This is a genomic window from Methylomonas sp. 11b (assembly GCF_000515215.1).
In the GTDB taxonomy this organism is placed as follows: Bacteria; Pseudomonadota; Gammaproteobacteria; order Methylococcales; family Methylomonadaceae; genus Methylomonas.
On sequence record NZ_KI911557.1, the window covers coordinates 3,634,635 to 3,652,828 of the forward strand.

The window sequence follows — 18,194 nt, forward strand, 5'->3', positions numbered from 1 at the left end:
GAGTTAACCGATGATCCTGACGCTGATCTTGGCAATCTGTATCGGCTTGCTGCTGGGGCTGTTGGGTGGCGGCGGCTCGATTTTGACGGTGCCGATGCTGGTATATGTGCTGCATGTGCCGCCCAAGACGGCCATCGTTACCTCTTTTGTGGTGGTGGGCGTCTCCAGCTTGATGGCGTTAATTCCGCATGCGCGGCGCGGCCATGTTTGCTGGAAAAGCGCTCTGGTATTCGGTTTGGCCGGCATGTTAGGCGCATTCGGTGGCGGTCGCTTGGCCGGGCATTTTTCCGGCGAATGGCTGATGGTGTTTTTTGGGGCGATTACCTTTTTGACCGGCCTGGCGATGATCTTCAAGAGAGCGCCTAGCGAGCCAACTATTGAGCAGGCACTACCGATGTGTCCTTTACAAACACCGATATTGCGTTTGTTGTTCGATGGGATTTTGGTCGGCGGTTTGACCGGTCTAGTGGGGGTCGGCGGCGGATTTTTGATCGTGCCCGCATTGACCTTGTTGGTGGGTTTGCCGATGCCGGCGGCGATCGGTACCTCGTTACTGGTTATCGTGATGAACGCCACCGCCGGCTTGAGCGGTTACGCCAATCACGCACAGCTGGATATCGAGTTGATGGTGCTGGTCACCGCCGGTGCGGTATGCGGCAGTTTTCTGGGTGGTTGGTTATCCAACTTTATTAGTGCGGCGGTGTTACGGCGCGGGTTCGGCTGGTTCGTGATGGTGGTGGCGGTTTACGTGTTGTTTAACGCCGTGAGTTGGCAACTGTTGGCATCTTTAGCGGTGTGGCAGGATGACGAACTTGCCTGGCGACGGGTGTTGGCCGGCTTAGCTGCCATCTTGGCACTAGGCCTAATCGGCAATCGTATTCATAGCCGTAAACCGCGTATAGAAGCGGTGCCAATGCCGCCTCGGCAGCACCTGTAAATTAGGCTAGACTAATATTGACGGTTGTGTTAGACCGTCACATTAGCCATCCGGTGTTAACCGCTTGGCGCATAACTATAAAAAACGTTTGAGGAGGGTATATGTCTTATTCATTCAATAAGTCCCGTCGGCGCTTTTTCGCGCAAAGTGGAGCCGGATTAATGGCGTGGGCGGCAACGCCCGCGTGGCTGCGGGCCATGGAAAACATGGGCGACATGCCGAAAATGCCGCCGAGAAAAGCCTCGGCCAATTTTCACCCGGATGTGGAATTAGACTTGATCTGCAAACCTGGCTCGGTCGCTATTTTGCCCGGCCAGCCCACGCGGGTGCAGCAATACTTTGCCAAATTGGTGAAGGGACCGGCGCAGACCTTGACCGAAATTCCCGGTTCTTACCTGGGGCCGGTGCTGCGCTTTGAGAAAGGCCAGAAGATTCGAATCAATCTGCACAATCAGCTTAACGAGCCCAGTATCACCCACTGGCATGGTTTGCACGTGCCTGCCGAAGTGGATGGTCATCCGCTGTACACGATAGATAGCGGTCAAGTGTTTGTGTATGAGTTTGAAATGCTCAATCGGGCCAGCATGAATATCTACCATCCCCACCCGCACAACACCACGGCGGAACAGGTTTATCACGGCCTGGCGGGCGCCATTTTGGTGAACGACGAGGAAGAACGGCGTCTGGAATTGCCCGGCGGCGAATACGAAGTACCTATCGTCATTCAAGATAAATTGTTTGACGACAATAACCAACTCGTCTACGTGCGGCATATGCGCGATCGGATGATGGGTTTTTACGGCGACCGGATTTTGGTTAACGGTCGCCCGAATTTTCAACTCGACGTGGCCAGTCGAGCTTATCGTTTCCGCGTCCTCAACGGCTCAACGGCGCGCATCTACAAACTGGCTTGGGACGACAAATCGCCTATTACCGTCATCGGCACCGATGGCGGCTTGCTGGAAGCACCGGTCAATAAACCTTACGTGATGCTGGCCCCCGGCGAACGTTTAGATATTTGGGTGGATTTCAGCGGGCGTAAAGTCGGCTCTCAGCTTGTATTGCGTAGCCGTTCTTTTTCTGGCGTGTTGCCGGGAATGGCCGAACGGATGATGGGCGGTGGCCAAGGCCAAAAAGGTCGCATGGGTGGTGGCATGGGCATGCATGCCAGTGTTTTGCCGTTGGGGAGCGACTATCCGATATTTACCGTAAAAGTTACTCGTCAGGTGAGTGATAGCCCAAAATTACCTAACAGCTTGGCGCAAATTAGTCATTACAGTTTAAGCGACACAGCTAATCCCGGTAAACCGGTGCCTATCGCTATTTCGGAAGGGCCCATGCGCATGGTTTTAAATGGCCGGCCCTATGCCTATAACGATATTTTACCCAGCGAGCGCATTCCGCTGAATACCGTGCAATTGCTGGAGATTTTTCATGTGCACGGCGGTGGCCATGGCGGCAAGGTCGGTGGCGAGCACGGCGGTACGGAGAAACCCGACTCCGGTAGCCACAAAATGGGTGGTATGGGCATGATGGGCGGCATGCGGCACGATGGCGAAACCGGTCAGAATGAAGGTGGTCATCGGCGCATGGGTATGATGGGCATGCGCCATGATGGCGATAGCGACGAAGCCGGCGGGCATCAGATGGGTGGCATGGGCGGTGGCATGATGATGTCGATGGCGCATCCGATTCATTTGCACGGCCAATATTTCCAAATCCTAAGCCGGACCATAGCCACCAACGCCGGCGAAGATTACGCCACGGTTAAAGATGGCTTCATCGAAGGCGGCTGGAAAGACACAGTGCTGGTCATGCCAGGCGAACGGGTAAAAATCATTAAGCCCTTCCAGGACTTTAAAGGTTTGTTTATGTACCACTGCCATAACCTGGAACACGAAGATATGGGCATGATGCGGGATTTCTTGGTTGTATGATCAGACCGAGACGCCAATTGCCAGGGAAGGGGATATGACGATAATCAACAGGCATTTGACGGTCGAGGGCATGCACTGCCCGGGTTGTGAAGACACCATTCGCCAAGAATTGGCTGACTTACCGGGGGTGATAACGGTAGAGGTCAGCTATGCGCGAGCAACGGTTGATGTGCAATTCGACGACCAGTTGGCCGACGAAGCGGCGCTGCACCAAACCATTCGCGCCAAGGGTTACGGCGTGGAACTTACGCCACCCTCTGCTAGCGGCAAGCTAAAAGGTCTGTTGATTTTTATATTGTTATTGCTGGCTGTCGGTGGCGTGGCCTTCTGGGGCAAGAGTTTGATGCCAGGCGTGATGCAACAAATCACACCGCATATGGATCACGCGGTATTGCTGGGCATCGGCTTTCTCACCGGTTTTCATTGTATCGGCATGTGCGGCGGTTTTGTAGTGGGTTATACCGATCCGGCCAAACCCAAATCCCGCCAGTTGCTGGCGCATTTAAGTTACGCGTTCGGCAAGACCTTGTCTTACAGTGCACTGGGTGCCGGCTTTGGTTTGTTAGGTGCCACTATCGCCATGACCCCGCAGATACGCGGCGGACTGGCATTAGCCGCGAGCGTATTTCTATTGCTATACGGTTTGAAGATGCTCAACTTCTTCGCCTTCTTGCGCCGCTTTACTTTGCGCATGCCCAGGGCTGTCAATCGCCAGCTTGCAGACGAAATGCGCAAACCGCGCAGTGCTTTACGTACCGGCTTATTGACAGGTTTATTGCTGGGCTGTGGCCCGCTACAAGCCATGTATGTAATGGCCGCCGGCAGCGGCGACCCGGTGCAGGGCGCGCTGATTCTGTTCTGGTTTGGCCTCGGCACTTTGGCGCCGTTGCTCGGTTTTGGGTTTTTCGCCAGTTTATTGTCGCCGGTATTTATGCGTCAGCTCGTCAAGGTATCCGCAATATTGGTTATCGCGATGGGTGTCATGATGGCGCAACGCGGCTTGAAAATCGTCCAAGCAGGCCAGATGTCCGCAGCGATGCCCTCGCATACCCAACCCGTTCAGTGAGTTAAAATCTTGGATATTCACCGTTTCAGACAATTGAACGAGCAAGCCAAACTACTGGCGGACGAAATAGGCAACTTGCTGATCGAAGTTTTTCATTATTTGGCCTTGTTTGTCATCGGCGCCAGTATTGTTTGGTCGGCGGTGGTGGCATACGGCGGCATGATGCTGCAAGGCCATGCCACCATTGGCGACATTTTGCTGCTGTTTATCTATTTGGAGCTGGGTGCGATGGTCGGCATTTATTTCAAAACCAACCTGATGCCGGTGCGTTGTCTGATTTACATTGCCATCACCGCGCTGGCTAGATTGTTGATCGCCGACATACAGGCGCATCACCAGGCCGATATGGGGATTTTATTAGTGTCCGGCGGTATTTTATTGCTGGCCTTATCGACCATCATTATTCGCAAGCCTAGCGACGAATCGTAAAACTCAATTCAACCTCAATCTCGACAGATTTAGGCGGCTACCCGCGGGTGTTTGGTAACGCAGATGCCCGATTCAACTCGAATATTTTGTGAGCTCGGCTCATTCACACAGGACGATTTAGATGAAAACAACACTATTTCTAGCTGCCTTACTGCTATCGGTCTCTGCAGCCGAGGCCATCCCACCGGTCGATCCGGCACGACTGGACGAAGTGCAAGAACGTGGCAGTCATGTCATGCCGTTTGATCTGGAAAAAACTTTACATATTTTTAATAAAACCGACACCGGCGGCATCCAGCAAGTCATTGCCAAAGATGCTGCGGATACTGAGCAAATCGGCTTGGCGCGCAGCCACCTGGCGCAACTGGCTGCGGGGTTTGCCAAAGGCGATTTTTCCGGGCCGAGCCGTATTCATGGCGACGATATGCCGGGACTCAAAGCCTTGGCGTCAGCCGCCGGAAAAGTCAGTTTTATGTATCGGGATTTGCCGAACGGTGCGGAAATCGAGTATCGAACGGAAGATAAACAGTTGATAGCAGCGGTACACAGCTATTTCGATGCCCAACTTAGCGACCACGCTCGCCACGCAGTGCCGGGCGGACAGCATATGCACCACGGCCACCACCAGCCTTAATCGTTAATAAGACGGAAAGTTGTCACTGAACACCTACTGAATAGCCAGGTGTATTCTTGATTCAATCTGCCCGCAAACTCAGGAATCGATTCGCTGTGAAATAGTGCCATTCGATTGGCCTTTCCTTGCGGCGATTTTGTTGTTAAAAAGCCCTTATCTAACGGCGATAAGGGGGACGACATGTCCGGACTGGCGACAAAACACGCGGCGGGTAACGACGCTGCGGTTACAAAAATGCTCCCCCGGTATTGGCTGAGCCGCCCTGGATACTGGTTAGGCTGGGCCTTGATGCTAGCCTTGCTCTCTACCGTCATCGCCTTCCAGCAAGCGCCGCACCGCAACGCCTATCGCCCTGAACCCAAATTGTTGAGTTGGGATTATTGGGCTTACCCCGTCGAGCGCAACGCTTTTCGGAGGTTGCCGGCGATTGCCGGGAATCTTAATGATCTGGCTGTTTCCGAAGATGGCCAGCATATCTGGGTGGTCGGTGACGGCGGTTTAATTGTGTTTAGTGAGGACGGTGGGGTGAGCTGGCAGCAAGGGCAAATTGGCGCTGCGCCAGCTGTGCCGCTGGCGCAGACCGACGGTTTTTGGATCAAGGAAGCACAAGCCGGGATGCCGGGGGCCTACCCACCACAACAGCAATCGGCCCCGACTAACCTCGACAATGCGCCTTTAAGCGTTCGAAAAACCGACAGCGGTGAGGCAAATGCTGCCAGGGAGATAAACCCTGCGCTCGATTATGCAAACCAGTCGCCAGTCCAAAAGGCGCCGAGTGCGCCGCTAGAGCAAGAACTAGCTGCGCCAAAGACCAATAACGAGCCAACGGCGCCCACTTCAAAAAACCTGCCTCAAGCAATTACAGTCGAGAAGGCGGGCGACTCCGTTTCGCCGCCACCCGTTCAGAAGCAAAAGCCGAGTGAACGAGACCCGAAGCGCGCCAATTTATATTCCGTGCATTTCGTTGATACCTCTCATGGTTGGGCGGTCGGCGAAGATGGTGTGATTCTGGTTACCGCCGATGGCGCCAAAAGTTGGCAGTTCCAAGCCAGCGGCACCAAGGAAATATTGAACAGCGTGCATTTCGTCAATCCTGCGCATGGCTGGGTAGTAGGCCAGGCGGGCCTCATTCTGGCTACCGCAGACGGTGGTAAAAGTTGGAAAAATCAGGCGAGTGTTGCCGAGTCGCATCTGAATAGTGTGACGTTTTCCGATGACCTGCATGGTTGGGCCGTCGGTGATCTTGGGGCCATACTTGCCACCGCAGATGGTGGCCTAACTTGGCAAGCTCAAGCTAAAAATGCCAATCAAATTTTTCAATCGGTAGATTTTATCGATCATCTGCGAGGTTGGGCCGTGGGAACCGGTGGGCGCATCGTTGCCACCGCGGATGGCGGGAACACATGGCAGTCGCAACCTAACCAGGTGTCGCAATTTCTGCGTAGTGTCCGCTTTCTAAAAGACGGCTTACGGGGTTGGGTGGCTGGTACGAACGGTATGCTCGCAGCGACGACTGACGGCGGACTAAGCTGGCGATTACTAAACAGCGGAACTTCAGGTGAGTTGCGTAGCGTTAAATTTCTTCTTGATGGTTTGCACGGTTGGGCCGTCGGCGCCGACGGAACTATAGTTGCCAGCGCTGACGGTGGTAATAGTTGGCAGGCTGCAAGCCAGAAGGTTTTTAGCAGTGTGCAATTTATGACTAATCGTCAACTTGGCTGGGTAATTGGCGCTGATGGCGCAGTTTTATCCAGTACCGATGCTGGTCGAAATTGGCGAACGCAGGAAATTCAAACCCATCAAGACCTATTTGGCTTGCACATTTTAGCTGACGGCCAACGTGGCTGGTTGACCGGTAGCAATGGGGTTATTTTTGCTACCAGCGATGCTGGGAAAAATTGGCGTGCTCAAAACAACAACACCAAGATATTCTTATTCAGAGTGCAATTTCTCAATGACGGTTTGCACGGCTGGGCCGCGGGTGACGGGGGGCTTCTGGTCACCCGTGATGGAGGCAAAAACTGGCAACTTGACCCTAATATATGGGGAACACTTTTTGCCATGCATTTTTCGGAGGATGGTCAGCGAGGTTGGCTGGCCGACGTCAGCGGTAAGTCGGACTTTACTGAGGATGGTGGCTTGACTTGGCAATCGCAAGTGATTGGTTCAAGGGCAGGCATTCTCGATCTTCAGTTTCAGGCCGACAATATAAACGGTTGGGCTGTCGGCTCTAAGGGGGCGATTTATTCCACATCCGATGGCGGAAAAAATTGGCATGCTCAAGTGAGTACGACCCAACAGAATCTCAGAGGATCAGCTTTCGCCGGCGATGGCAGTCGTGGTTGGGCAGTCGGTGTCGGCGGCACGGTAGTGTCTACTACAAATAGCGGTGGCACATGGCAGGCGCAAAACACTAATACCTCAGTAAATTTGATTGATATAGATGCCGACAACGAAGGCCGATATGCCTGGACCGTCGGCGCAGCCGGCACCCTACTCGCCACCAGCGACGGCGGCGAAAATTGGCAAGACCCTGTGTTGCCCTATCAACGCTATCCGGCACCCTGGTATTACCTGAGCTGGTTGCCGATCATGCTGTTGTTTAGCCGTGGCTTGCACTTGCAACTGACTGAATTGCGCGAACCGGAAGCCCATGATCCCAACTTAGGCATCAATCCCACCGCTGCTTCTGATAAACCTACCGGGCCCGGCAGCAAGGACTATCTGGGCAGTTTGCAGTTGGCTAGAGATTTGTCCGCGTTTCTGCGCAACGAAAATACCCAACCGCCATTGACGTTGGCCATAACCGGCGATTGGGGCAGCGGCAAAAGTTCGGTGATGAATTATTTGCAAGCCGAGTTACGCCGCGAGGGTTTGCGGCCGGTCTGGTACAACGCCTGGCACCATCAGGAAGAACAACAGGTGCTGGGCTCCATCCTGGAATGCGTGCGCCAGCAGGCCACGCCGCCGCTATGGCCTTGGCTGTTGCCGGGCCTGTGGTTTCGGTTGCGATTGTTGACGCATCGGCGTTTTTGGTTACAGTTGCTGGCGGCTGCGCTGTTGACCGGATTTTGCTGGTTGGCGGCGTTTGCGTATTTTCATGAAGAGGCGGAAGAAAATCAGGTGTGGCACTTCGCTTCCCATCTGGCCGGCTTGGAGCAGCCGGCGGTGTTGACTGTACAAGGCCACGCCCGCTTATGTGCTCAAGCCGATGGTGTCAATAGTCCTGCCAAGTCCCTCGCCGACCAGCTGTTTAGCCGTGCCGATTGCGAGAAACTGCAATGTTTGGTGAATGCGGATGTCTCCGGCATAGCCAAAGATCCGGCAAACTGCAAAGATACCTTAAGCGCCTTTGCCAGCGACGACGAGTTACTGGCTCAAGCCGGGAAAGTACTCGAGCATGAATTAACTCAGGAACGTAAACAAGCCATCGTTAAACAACTGGAACATAGCCCCGGCAAAGCGCCGTTTGCTTTGCCGGCCTGGTTGACAGCTTTGTTGACGGTGCTGACTACCGTGGCTGGTGTGGTGGTGGTTAAGGGGGCGTCGTTGTTTGGATTGGCCAGCACCGATTTATTGAAAACCGCGATCAGCAAAACCGGCGTTATCGAAGCAGCCGAGCCGGTGGGCACCCGGCAAATATGGGAACGGCGCTTCGAACGTTTGACCGGACTTTTAGGCCGGCGCCGCTTGGTGTTATTTATCGACGATCTGGACCGGTGCAGCCGCGAGCATGCGCTGCGGGTGTTGGAGACCTGTAACTTTTTGGTCAGCAGCGGCGAGTTGTTCATTGTGATGGGCATCGCCCCTTAGTATGTACTGGCAAACGTCAAACTGCATTTCAAGGAACTCGCGGAAGCCCTGCACGAATTTGACGACAATGGTCAAACTGGGGTTGGTACAGAGGGCCAGACTCAGCATGCCCCAATTCAAAAACCACGCAGTCTGGCACGCTTTTATCTGCAAAAATTGATCAACATTGAAGTGCCGGTGCCTACCGCCGGTAGCGAGGCCATGTTGAACCTGTTAACCGGCAACGGCGGCGAGGAGGATGGTCTTGGCCAACGCGATCAGCGTTTACAAAAAATGGGCAAAGGCTTGGTTTTGACCTTACAAGTTTTACTCCTATTAGTTGCGATGGTTTGGGCGGGCTACCATGCCAGTCAACCGATACCCTCCACTCCCAAACCGCTGGTTGCGGCTGCGCAGCCGGCGACGGAATCGACGGCTAAGGCAGTGGAAACCAGCGTCGATCCTGTCGCCGATCAGCTGGACCAACCTCAAATCGTGTCCGGCATCGCTTCGTTTCGCGCCGATTTCAACCTCGAACAACTGACGCCCTGGCCGCAACGCATCGGCTATGGCTTGTTGCTGCTGTTTATGCTGTTGGTCGGTGGTTTGGCGTGGGTAGGTGTCAACGAAAGGGCGCGAAATTGGCTGGTGGATAATCTGGACGTGGCTTACAAAGCCTTTGGTCGGGATTGGTTCGGACCCAGGCAAACTCAGGACACCCCGGAGTTTGCCGCAGCCTTACGGATCTGGTACCCGCTGATTCACCAAACCCAATCCCAGCCGCCGGAGATTAATTCGCCGCGTACCGTCAAAGCCTTTTTAAATCGCTTGCGCTGCTTCGCCAGTCGCTGGCCGAAAACGACTGGCGCGCACGGCGAAGCGCAGTTGGTGGCGTTGGCAGCTTTGCATTTTTATTTGGGTGAAGAGGGCTTTGAAAAAGCCGCCAACAATTTAAAACTAGCCAAGACCCGCGGTGCTTATTTGAGTGCGCATCCAAATTCCGTGCAATCCATAATCCAACATTTGCAAGCATTTGGTCCGCCCAGTGACGACGACTGTCGACTGTTTAAATATTTCATCGAAAACCTGGAAATCCATAAGCCGCAGTGAGCCGGAACGGAATACTTGTGAAAAATAGAGCCGGGTTAATAGCCCAAGTATTTATTGTCTCTGTTCAGCGCTTGTGACGTGTAGGGTGGATAAGCTGTGCGCATCCACCAAAATTGCCGGATGCGCTTCGCTTATAGCCACGATTGTTTTACGCTGTTTTGACTGGATAGCCTCGGTATTAACGTATTTGCTTAAATTCCCTGGTCCCCGGCCCGCTCGCGGAGGGGCTGTCGTAAAAGTCGATCCGTCCCAACAACTAATTTTTCAGCCATTCCTGATTCGGCAGCCAATTAGTTATCCATCGCGGTAAGTCCGCGGCCGGCATGGGCCGGGCGATGCCATAGCCTTGGGCGTTGTCGCAGCCCAGTTTCAGCAGCAGCAGGCCGTGTTCTTCCGTTTCGACGCCTTCGGCTATTACTTGCCGATGAAAGGCGGCGGTGAGATTGATAATGCCGGCGACGATGGCCAAATCTTCCGGATCGCCGAGAATGTCGCGAATAAACGATTGGTCGATCTTTAAGGTGTCGGCCGGTAAGGCTTTCAGGTAAGTTAGTGACGAATAACCGGTACCGAAATCGTCCAATGCAAAGCCGACGCCTAGTTTTTGGCATTCCTTCATCACGGCGGTGACCCGGCCAATATCCTCCAGCGCCGCTGTTTCCAGTATCTCCAGTTCCAGGCAGTGGGGGCGCAATTGCGGATGCGCGGCAAAGCCGGTTTTCAAGGTTTCGACGAAGTCCTGGTGTAGTAAGTGGCGCGGGGCGATATTGATACTAATGGCAATGTTCAAGCCCATGTCTTGCCAGATTTGCAGGTGGTCCAGGGCGCGGGCCAAGACCCAATTGCCTAGCGCTATGACCAGCTCGGTGCCTTCTATGTCGGGTAAAAACGCCGCAGGCGACAATAAGCCACGCTCGGGGTGCTGCCAGCGAATCAATGCTTCCGCGCCCAGTACTTTACCCAGGCGCATATTGACCTTGGGTTGAAAATACAGCACGAACTGGTTATTCAGCAGCGCGGTTTCGATTTGCGTTAAGGTTTCGCCGCGTATCAGCGCTATCCGATCCAGTTCCTGATCGAACAGGTGGTAGCGATTTTTGCCGCGTTGTTTGGCGACATACATGGCCTGGTCGGCATGCCGCAACAAGGTGTCCGCGCTCGCCAGATCGTCGGGGTACAGGGTAAGGCCCACGCTGGCGGAGACGCAGACCAGGTTATCTGCAATCGACATGGGTTCCGCGACTTTGCAAAGCATGCGCTCCAATACCGCCTCGCATTCGCGGCTGTCGTTAAAATCCAGCAATAGCAGCACAAACTCATCGCCGCCGATGCGAGCCACAGTATCGCCGGCGCGCAGGCAGTCGCGGATGCGTAGGGATGTTTCAATCAGCAATTGATCGCCCACTTCGTGGCCGTACTGATCGTTGACCGGTTTAAAACCATCCAGATCCAGATAGCATACCGCCATATGGTTGCCGGCACGGTGCGTGTGGGCCAGTGCTTGTGCGAGGCGGTCGGCCAGCAACACGCGGTTGGGAATGCCGGTCAGCGGATCGAAATGGGCGATGCGTTCCAGATCGTATTCATGGTTCTTCAGCGGAGTGATGTCCGCCGATAAGCCGATGTAATGATGAATTTGGCCGTCGTCGTCCCGCACCACCGAAATTGACGTCAGTGCCGCGAAGACCTCGCCCTTTTTGTTGCGGTTCCACAGTTCGCCGCTCCAATGATCGTGTGTGTTTAGCGATTGCCACATAGATTTATAAAACTCCGCCGATTGCCGGCCGGATTTGAGCATGCTGGGGTTTTTACCCAGCACTTCTTCGCGTGCGTAACCTGTGATTCGGCTAAAAGCCGCGTTGACATCGATGATGCGATTCTCGCTGTCGGTAATGACTACGCTGTCGTGAGTGTGGGCGAAGACGCTGGCTGCCAAGCGTTGTTCAGCTTCGCGGCGTTGCAGTTCCTGACGAAATTGTTCGCGTTCCAACAGGTTGCGAATCCGCAAGCGGGCAATTTCGATACTGATGGGTTTGGTCAGATAGTCCGCGGCGCCCAAGGAAAAGCCCTGGGCTTCGGCTTGAATTTCGTTCAAAGCGGTCACGAACACAATCGGAATGTCCTTTAATAGCGGACTGGCCTTGATCCGCCGACAGGTTTCGTAGCCGTCCATATCCGGCATCATAATATCGAGCAGGATTAGATCGGGCGGCTCATCCAGCGCCAGTTCCAGGCCTTTACCGCCGGAGGTGGCGATTTGAATTTGATAATCGTCCTGTAATGCCAAGCCCAACAAGGCCAGGTTGGCGGGGCTGTCGTCAATGGCGAGAATTTTCAACTGTTTGCTGTTCACTCGGTTTGTGCTCCGTCCCAACCCAAGGCTGAATAAAGCTGCCGCAATTGCTGGCGTGCCTGGTCGAATTTCATTTCGTTGACCGATTGAGCTATTTCGGAAAACCGCGGTTCTACCGCACTAGCGCGCAGTAAATTCTGCAATGCTTTAACGTGATTAATGGCATGGAACATGTTTTTGGCAAGTAATGCGTCGAGTTCGTCCAGTAGCGGCCGTATTTCTTGGTTGTGGTGAAGCAAGTAGATGTCTTCCTTACTGATTGCCGGGTCGGTCACCGCCATGACGGGTTGCCCAGGATGGATGGGTGTGTCTTGATAGTGTTCGGCATTGATTGCTGCGGAATACATTTCCGCGCACGGGACGGGTAAGCGCTGTTGTTCTGAGTTGTGGTTATGCAGTTGACAATCAGCCAGGTCGCAGCGAATTTTGAACCAGAACCGTGCGCCCATGCCGGGACTACTTTCCACTCCGGCTTCGCCCTGCATCAGCCCGGCAAAACGCTGGACGATGGATAAGCCCAGGCCGGTGCCGGTGTAACGCCGCGTCGAACTGGCGTCGATTTGGGTAAAAGGTTTGAATAGTAGGCTTTGTTGGTCGGCGGCAATGCCGATGCCTTGATCGGACACAGAAAATTCCAGTTGTGCTTGCGAACCTTGCCGACGCAACTCCGTTACCTGGATTTGGATCGCGCCATGATTGGTAAATTTGATGGCATTGCTGACCAGATTTGAGAGCATTTGCCTTACTCTGATTTGATCCAGTAGATAGCATTGCTCGCAGGGGCCGAGCCAGACGGTTTCGATTTGCAGGTTTTTCTGAAGCGCGCTTTCCCTGAACAGCGACTGTACTTCGGTGATGATTTGCCGAGGCTGCGCGGCTGAGTAAACCAGTTCCAGTCGATTCGCCTCGATTTTGGACAAATCCAAGACATCGTTTAACAGGGTTAACAGGGTTTGTCCGGATGCGAGGATAGTGCGGGCGCATTCTTGATGCCTGCTTGGGTCGCAGTCTGGCAGACTCAGCAGTTGCGCCATTCCCAAGATACCGTTCAATGGGGTGCGGATTTCGTGCGACATGGTGGCCAGGAAATTACTTTTGGCCTGATTCGCGCTTTCCGCGATGCGGGTCTTAATTTCGTTGCTTAAAATCAGCGCCATGTGCGAGAAAAACGGCGATAGATAATCGCGCATTTGCGCAGAGCCCAACATGTCGGTCATTTTGATGGCGCCGATTAATTCTTTGCCCACCTGTAAGGGCATGACCCAGGTGCAGGCAATGGCCGGGGTCATGCCGCGCAGTAAGGTATGCTGAGAATCCGTGGCTTGTTCGACAAAGCGGCGCTGCTGAAAAACTTCGTTGATCAAGGGGTCGTCGATATGGTCGATAACTTGGCGGTCGCCGGCCAAATTGGCGTAATGGATGATCCCCGCGTCCAGATAATAAATTTCGATATTGCTGCCGCCCAAACTGCCGCACAAAGCAGTCATTAAGCTCTCCAGCAGCCCTTCGACGCCGGCGATGGGGTTTAACAGCTCCAGCATGTGCAGAATCAAATATAGATTCGCCTTTTCTTCCGAAAGCTTGCGGACGCGGGTTTCCAATTGCTTGATCCGTTCCTGCAACTCTTGATTGGAAGGTGCTTGAGTCATTGTTCCCCGGCAAGCCGGCGTTGAATGGCATCGGCCAAAACGGTTTCCAAATGCTCCAGGCCGACATCCATCCATTCCAGCGGCAAATCCACGAAGCGCGCAGCGGTTTCGGCGGCGGCGCTGAAATCGCCGTTACACGGGGTGCGCAGCGCCAGGATATATTTGTGGCTACTGTGAAATATCTCCCTGATCACCGTCATGTTCGCGCCGAAGCAGGCGGTGATCATCGGTTCCCAGGTCAAGGCCCAGTCTTCCAGTAAAAAATACGCGCCTTTTTCCAGTTCCTGCATGAATAATTCGTAGCCCAACAGCATCACAATACAGTTTTGGCCTTGGGTACGGCAGGTGTGGTGGCCTTCCAGATATTTTTCCATCAACGGGTGGCAGCCGCCGTAAAACACCACGGTTTTCTCGCCGAGTTTTTCGCGCTCTTCCAATGCCTGATTCAATTCCGTCGATAAACGATTCAGGTAATTGTGCAGGGCCGAATCCAGATAATGGGTGTGGACGTTCCAGTGATTTTTCGCGATTAATCTATCCACTTCCTTCCGTAAGATGCCGCAGCCTATCATGGTCAGCGGTGTTTGATTTTCCGGCTGTATCGCGAAGGTTTTCATGGCTGTCTCCCATATTCGAATGCGGCAGCGACCATGGCTCTAATATTGGCCTCGGGCACTGCCAATGGCATTACGCCGTTACCGAACAAAAAATGGCCGCCGGTTTTGCCTATTTCGACAATACGCTGCACTTCGGCGCGGGTTTGCTCGGCGCTCCAGTGAATCATTTTTATATCGTCGATTACCCCGCAGGTCAGGCCGCGAGTATTAATCAGGCGTTTGGCTTCGGCAATGTCGGCGAGCGGGCTGATGTGGTGGGTTTTGATGTGAAGTTCATCGAAAACTAAGTCGATCACATCGTTGAATGGCGCCATGCCACAGTAATAGACGATGTCTTCGTTATCGCCAGGCAGCAGGTCTCGCCGCATCCAGGGCATCACGATTTGCTCTATTTGTTTGCGGCTGACGAAATACGGTGAGCCGAATGGCGTGGAATAAATCAGTACATTGGCGCCGAAGGCGCGGAGCGCAGCGATTTCCTTTTGGACGAAATCCGAGCACTTTCGCAGCAATTCGTCGCGGACATCGAATGGCCCGAGCAGGAATAGCTCCATCCATTTATCCATGCCCATCAAGATGGCCGGCAACGTGGTCGAGGCCGTGATGTACGCGCAAATCGGATGCGTGGCGCCGACTTCGCTGCGCAAAATCTTTAGGCTGTCGGCGACGGGTTGCCAGGCTGGTTGTTGGGTAATGTCGGCGGGAATTTCGAGTTTGGCGATGTCGTCCAGGTTTTTGATGATGAAGTCGGCGACATTCGGTACGCCGTCGTCGGCAAACAGGATTTCCCGGCACCCCAACAATTCGGCTTCCTTGCCTACGTAATGCAGGCTCCAGATGTTGTCGTAGCCGTAGCGCTGCAACAGGCGTAATTGACCATCGGCGACATATTCGCCCCTGCTGAAGTATTCCTTGGCGGTCATAGCTAATTCCCGGGCGCCGTGATCGGGCAGATTGCAAAAAACCGGGATGCGCGGCGCGGGGCTGCCGGTCGTCGCGGCGCTGAGAATTTCCAAGGGTGTCATGGCTTAACCTCGCGAATCAAATCGACGATGACTTTGGCGGCGGTGACGCCATCCGGCGCCCAGGCATCCGCGCCGACCTTGGTGTATAACTCGGGATCGAAACGGTAGGGAGCACCGCCTACCGCCAGTTTGATTTGTTGCTCCAAGCCGCGCTCCTGTAATAGTGCGCGCACACCCAAACTGCCTTTTTCGCTGGTGGCGGTGTGGACCATCATGGCGGATACCGCGATGACTTGAGCGTTCTCGGTCATTGCGGTATCGACGAATTTTTCGGCGCTGACATTGGTGCCCAGATCGACCACGTCCACCATCAGCGATTTCAAACAGCCGCTGACGATCCGTTTGCCTAAGGAATGCAGGTCGCCGTAAGCGGCGCCGATGACGACGCGACCTATCATTTCCGGCGGTTTACTGAATTTTTCCAGCATTTTTTCGGTGACGTCGGCGGCGATTTGCGCGGTCATGAAATGCTGAGCCAGATTGGCGTCAGGATCCTTTTCGATCAAAGTCATCATCAATTCGACAGCGGGGATGACTAATTTGAAGACGATATCTTCCGGGCTGAATCCGTCGCTCAAGGCCTGATTGACGACATCCAGAGCCCCCTGTTTATCGGTCTCGAATACCGCTTGGTTGTAGGATTGAATATAAGCGTCGAGCATTACTGGAATTCCTCGATGGACATGGGCTGCAAGCGTAAATTGTCGATGAAGCGGTTTTCATATTCGAAAACCCCGCCGAGATTGACCACGTGCGCCCGTTGCACAATATTACTTAAGAGACTTGGCCCGGCTGGATTCAACAGCAGTTGTTCGCAGCCGGCCAGACTGGCATTGGCCAGCAGGCTGATCCGCTCGCGGGGCATCGTCGGCAGTAAACCGACCCGGAACGCGCTGTTTAGGTCCAGATGTTGCCCAAAACTTCCGCAAATCCATAACCTGTCTAAATCGTTTACTGACAAGTCTGCTAAAGCCAGCAATTGTGCCATGGCAGCGGCTGTCGATGCCTTGGCACGCTGGAAAATATCGATGTCGCTCGCAAAAATGGCACTTTTTGGCATATCGGCTTGCAATAAAAAGCCATGTTCGGTTGGGGGTTCGGCGAAGCGTCCGGACGGTTTCAGGTGCTTTTGGTCCAGCAGCAAGGCAATTGCATCAATGAAGCCGCTGGCGCAATAGCCGCGCGCCGGGGCATCTCCTATCGTCTGTAAGCCGTTTGCCGACACTTTGCAAATTGCACCGGCCTCGGCGGTTAAACCGTTGCGCATGCCTACTCCTTCGAAAGCCGGGCCGCCCGGCACCGAACTGGCCCACAGGTTTGTGCCGTCCCACACCGCGATTTCGGTATTGGTGCCGAAGTCGGCCAACAACATCGGTTGCGATTGTTCGGTAATACCGGTGGCGAGCAGGTCGGCCAGCAAATCCGAACCAATAAAGCCGGCCAGCGGTTGGGCAATGTCGATGTCGGCATGCGGGGTACGCCATGCCTGGCGCCAGACATCGGCATCGGCGGGCAGGCAGGTGATGGGGCTTTGCCAGTTTTCGGGTTGGTAGAGGCTGTCGCCGCTATTGCCGCAAATCAGCGTCAACATCGCGGTATTGCCGACGATCAACACCTTGCCCAACTCTGCCAGTATCGGCGTTATTTCGCCCATATCGCGGCTGAGAATATCGCGTATGCCGTCCATGATCGCGTCGCGCGCTTGCTGGCCTATGCGGCGGCAATCTTGCTCGTCCAGGCGCTCAGCATCCAGCCGGGTCAGAACATCGGCGCCATACGCGACTTGCGGATTGATGCTGTAACGGGTGCCAATGCGTCGGCCGGATTGTCGATTCCACAATGACAGGCGGATGTGTGTCGTCCCCAGATCGACCGCCACACCATAGACATATTCGGAAACGGCTGGATTGCCTTGTGCTTGATAAAGCGGGGTGGGGTCCAGACTTTTCCATGCAGAACGCGGCGCTGGATTTTCCAGGTAAAGCTTGCAGTCGCTGCGCGCCCGCAACTGGCAGGCCAAACGTATGCCGCTAGCCAGATCTTCCGGTAGCAGCTTTTGCCGTTCCGCCAGCGTCGGCGGGTTAAACTCGCCGTCGACGGTTTGAATCAGACACGCGCCACAGGTGCCCAAACCGCCACAGGCTGCGCGTACGCGTAAATCGGTGGTGTCGAGGGCTTGGCGGACCGACAGATCAGGTTTAAGCGGTATGCGTAGCGTCTGTTCGTTACTGGCGACCGTCGCCAGCATATCGCCAGCTGGGGGCTCTGGTCGTCCGGTATCGGGAGCGATGGTGATCATAGGCGATGGAAACCTGTATGAGTGATAGCAATTGCGCCTTCGCCTTCGTTAAGGTCTGGCATGATCTGGGTTTTGATCTATTCGGCATTGGTAAAACAGCCAGTGGTTTTCCCCTATCATTTTAGTGCGTATCGGCCGTTTCGCTGGCCCAATCCTGTTGTGTAAGCGATTTGTCTTTATCAGATCGGCTTTTACGGCATAAACTCCCCGATATGCGGCTAAGCTTTGCCGAAAAGGCGCTTTGGGCTAAGGGCACACTGTTCGTGATGGAATGTCATCGACAATCGGGTAAACTTTGCCGATGCGCCAAAAAGCGGATTCGTGACTGGAACCCGCCTGCCTGAGA

At 54.3% G+C, this 18,194-nt stretch carries 13 protein-coding genes; 7 read left to right on the forward strand and 6 right to left on the reverse strand.

The genetic code is table 11. The features are described from left to right. The first annotated feature begins 10 nt into the window (after positions 1 to 10). The 7 genes from METH11B_RS0117485 to METH11B_RS0117515 all read left to right on the forward strand — a co-directional run bounded on the left by METH11B_RS0117485 (position 11) and on the right by METH11B_RS0117515 (position 9,905). A complete protein-coding gene (locus METH11B_RS0117485) occupies positions 11 to 937 on the forward strand; it encodes a sulfite exporter TauE/SafE family protein (RefSeq protein WP_026603124.1) in 927 nt (308 codons plus the stop codon). 101 nt (positions 938 to 1,038) lie between these two features. Beyond that, on the forward strand, positions 1,039 to 2,874 hold the full coding sequence (locus METH11B_RS0117490; protein ID WP_036276127.1) for a multicopper oxidase family protein: 1,836 nt from the start codon (positions 1,039 to 1,041) through the stop codon (positions 2,872 to 2,874). Between the two features lie 34 nt (positions 2,875 to 2,908). Beyond that, positions 2,909 to 3,940: an urease accessory protein UreH domain-containing protein gene (locus tag METH11B_RS0117495; RefSeq protein ID WP_026603126.1), complete on the forward strand. Its 1,032-nt coding sequence runs from the start codon at positions 2,909 to 2,911 to the stop codon at positions 3,938 to 3,940. Between the two features lie 9 nt (positions 3,941 to 3,949). After that, a complete protein-coding gene (locus METH11B_RS0117500; protein ID WP_026603127.1) occupies positions 3,950 to 4,369 on the forward strand; it encodes a phosphate-starvation-inducible protein PsiE in 420 nt (139 codons plus the stop codon). 121 nt (positions 4,370 to 4,490) lie between these two features. Then, the gene (locus tag METH11B_RS0117505; RefSeq protein WP_026603128.1) at positions 4,491 to 5,003 is read left to right on the forward strand and encodes a hypothetical protein; all 513 of its coding nucleotides are present in this window, start codon (positions 4,491 to 4,493) and stop codon (positions 5,001 to 5,003) included. A gap of 180 nt (positions 5,004 to 5,183) precedes the next feature. Then, a complete protein-coding gene (locus tag METH11B_RS27935) occupies positions 5,184 to 8,816 on the forward strand; it encodes a YCF48-related protein (RefSeq protein WP_026603129.1) in 3,633 nt (1,210 codons plus the stop codon). Positions 8,817 to 8,972: 156 nt separating this feature from the next. Beyond that, positions 8,973 to 9,905: a hypothetical protein gene (locus METH11B_RS0117515; protein ID WP_026603130.1), complete on the forward strand. Its 933-nt coding sequence runs from the start codon at positions 8,973 to 8,975 to the stop codon at positions 9,903 to 9,905. Between the two features lie 256 nt (positions 9,906 to 10,161). On the opposite strand, the gene METH11B_RS0117520 is transcribed toward METH11B_RS0117515, so the two are convergent. The 6 genes from METH11B_RS0117520 to METH11B_RS0117545 are packed head-to-tail and all read right to left on the reverse strand — an operon-like array spanning position 10,162 to position 17,848. Then, positions 10,162 to 12,258 carry an EAL domain-containing response regulator gene (locus METH11B_RS0117520; RefSeq protein WP_026603131.1) on the reverse strand — a complete coding sequence of 699 codons (2,097 nt, stop codon included), beginning with the start codon at positions 12,256 to 12,258 and terminating at the stop codon, positions 10,162 to 10,164. Next, on the reverse strand, positions 12,255 to 13,907 hold the full coding sequence (locus METH11B_RS27940; protein WP_026603132.1) for a sensor histidine kinase: 1,653 nt from the start codon (positions 13,905 to 13,907) through the stop codon (positions 12,255 to 12,257). Before METH11B_RS27940 ends, METH11B_RS0117520 begins: the two co-directional genes overlap by 4 nt. After that, on the reverse strand, positions 13,904 to 14,524 hold the full coding sequence (locus METH11B_RS0117530) for a DUF1638 domain-containing protein (RefSeq protein ID WP_026603133.1): 621 nt from the start codon (positions 14,522 to 14,524) through the stop codon (positions 13,904 to 13,906). Before METH11B_RS0117530 ends, METH11B_RS27940 begins: the two co-directional genes overlap by 4 nt. Next, positions 14,521 to 15,549: a uroporphyrinogen decarboxylase family protein gene (locus METH11B_RS0117535; RefSeq protein WP_020483579.1), complete on the reverse strand. Its 1,029-nt coding sequence runs from the start codon at positions 15,547 to 15,549 to the stop codon at positions 14,521 to 14,523. The genes METH11B_RS0117530 and METH11B_RS0117535 overlap by 4 nt, the downstream gene beginning before the upstream one ends. Continuing rightward, positions 15,546 to 16,211, reverse strand: coding sequence for a cobalamin B12-binding domain-containing protein (locus METH11B_RS0117540; protein ID WP_026603134.1), 666 nt, complete (start codon positions 16,209 to 16,211; stop codon positions 15,546 to 15,548). The genes METH11B_RS0117535 and METH11B_RS0117540 overlap by 4 nt, the downstream gene beginning before the upstream one ends. Then, positions 16,211 to 17,848, reverse strand: coding sequence for an ASKHA domain-containing protein (locus METH11B_RS0117545; RefSeq protein WP_026603135.1), 1,638 nt, complete (start codon positions 17,846 to 17,848; stop codon positions 16,211 to 16,213). Before METH11B_RS0117545 ends, METH11B_RS0117540 begins: the two co-directional genes overlap by 1 nt. Between the last annotated feature and the right edge of the window lie 346 nt (positions 17,849 to 18,194).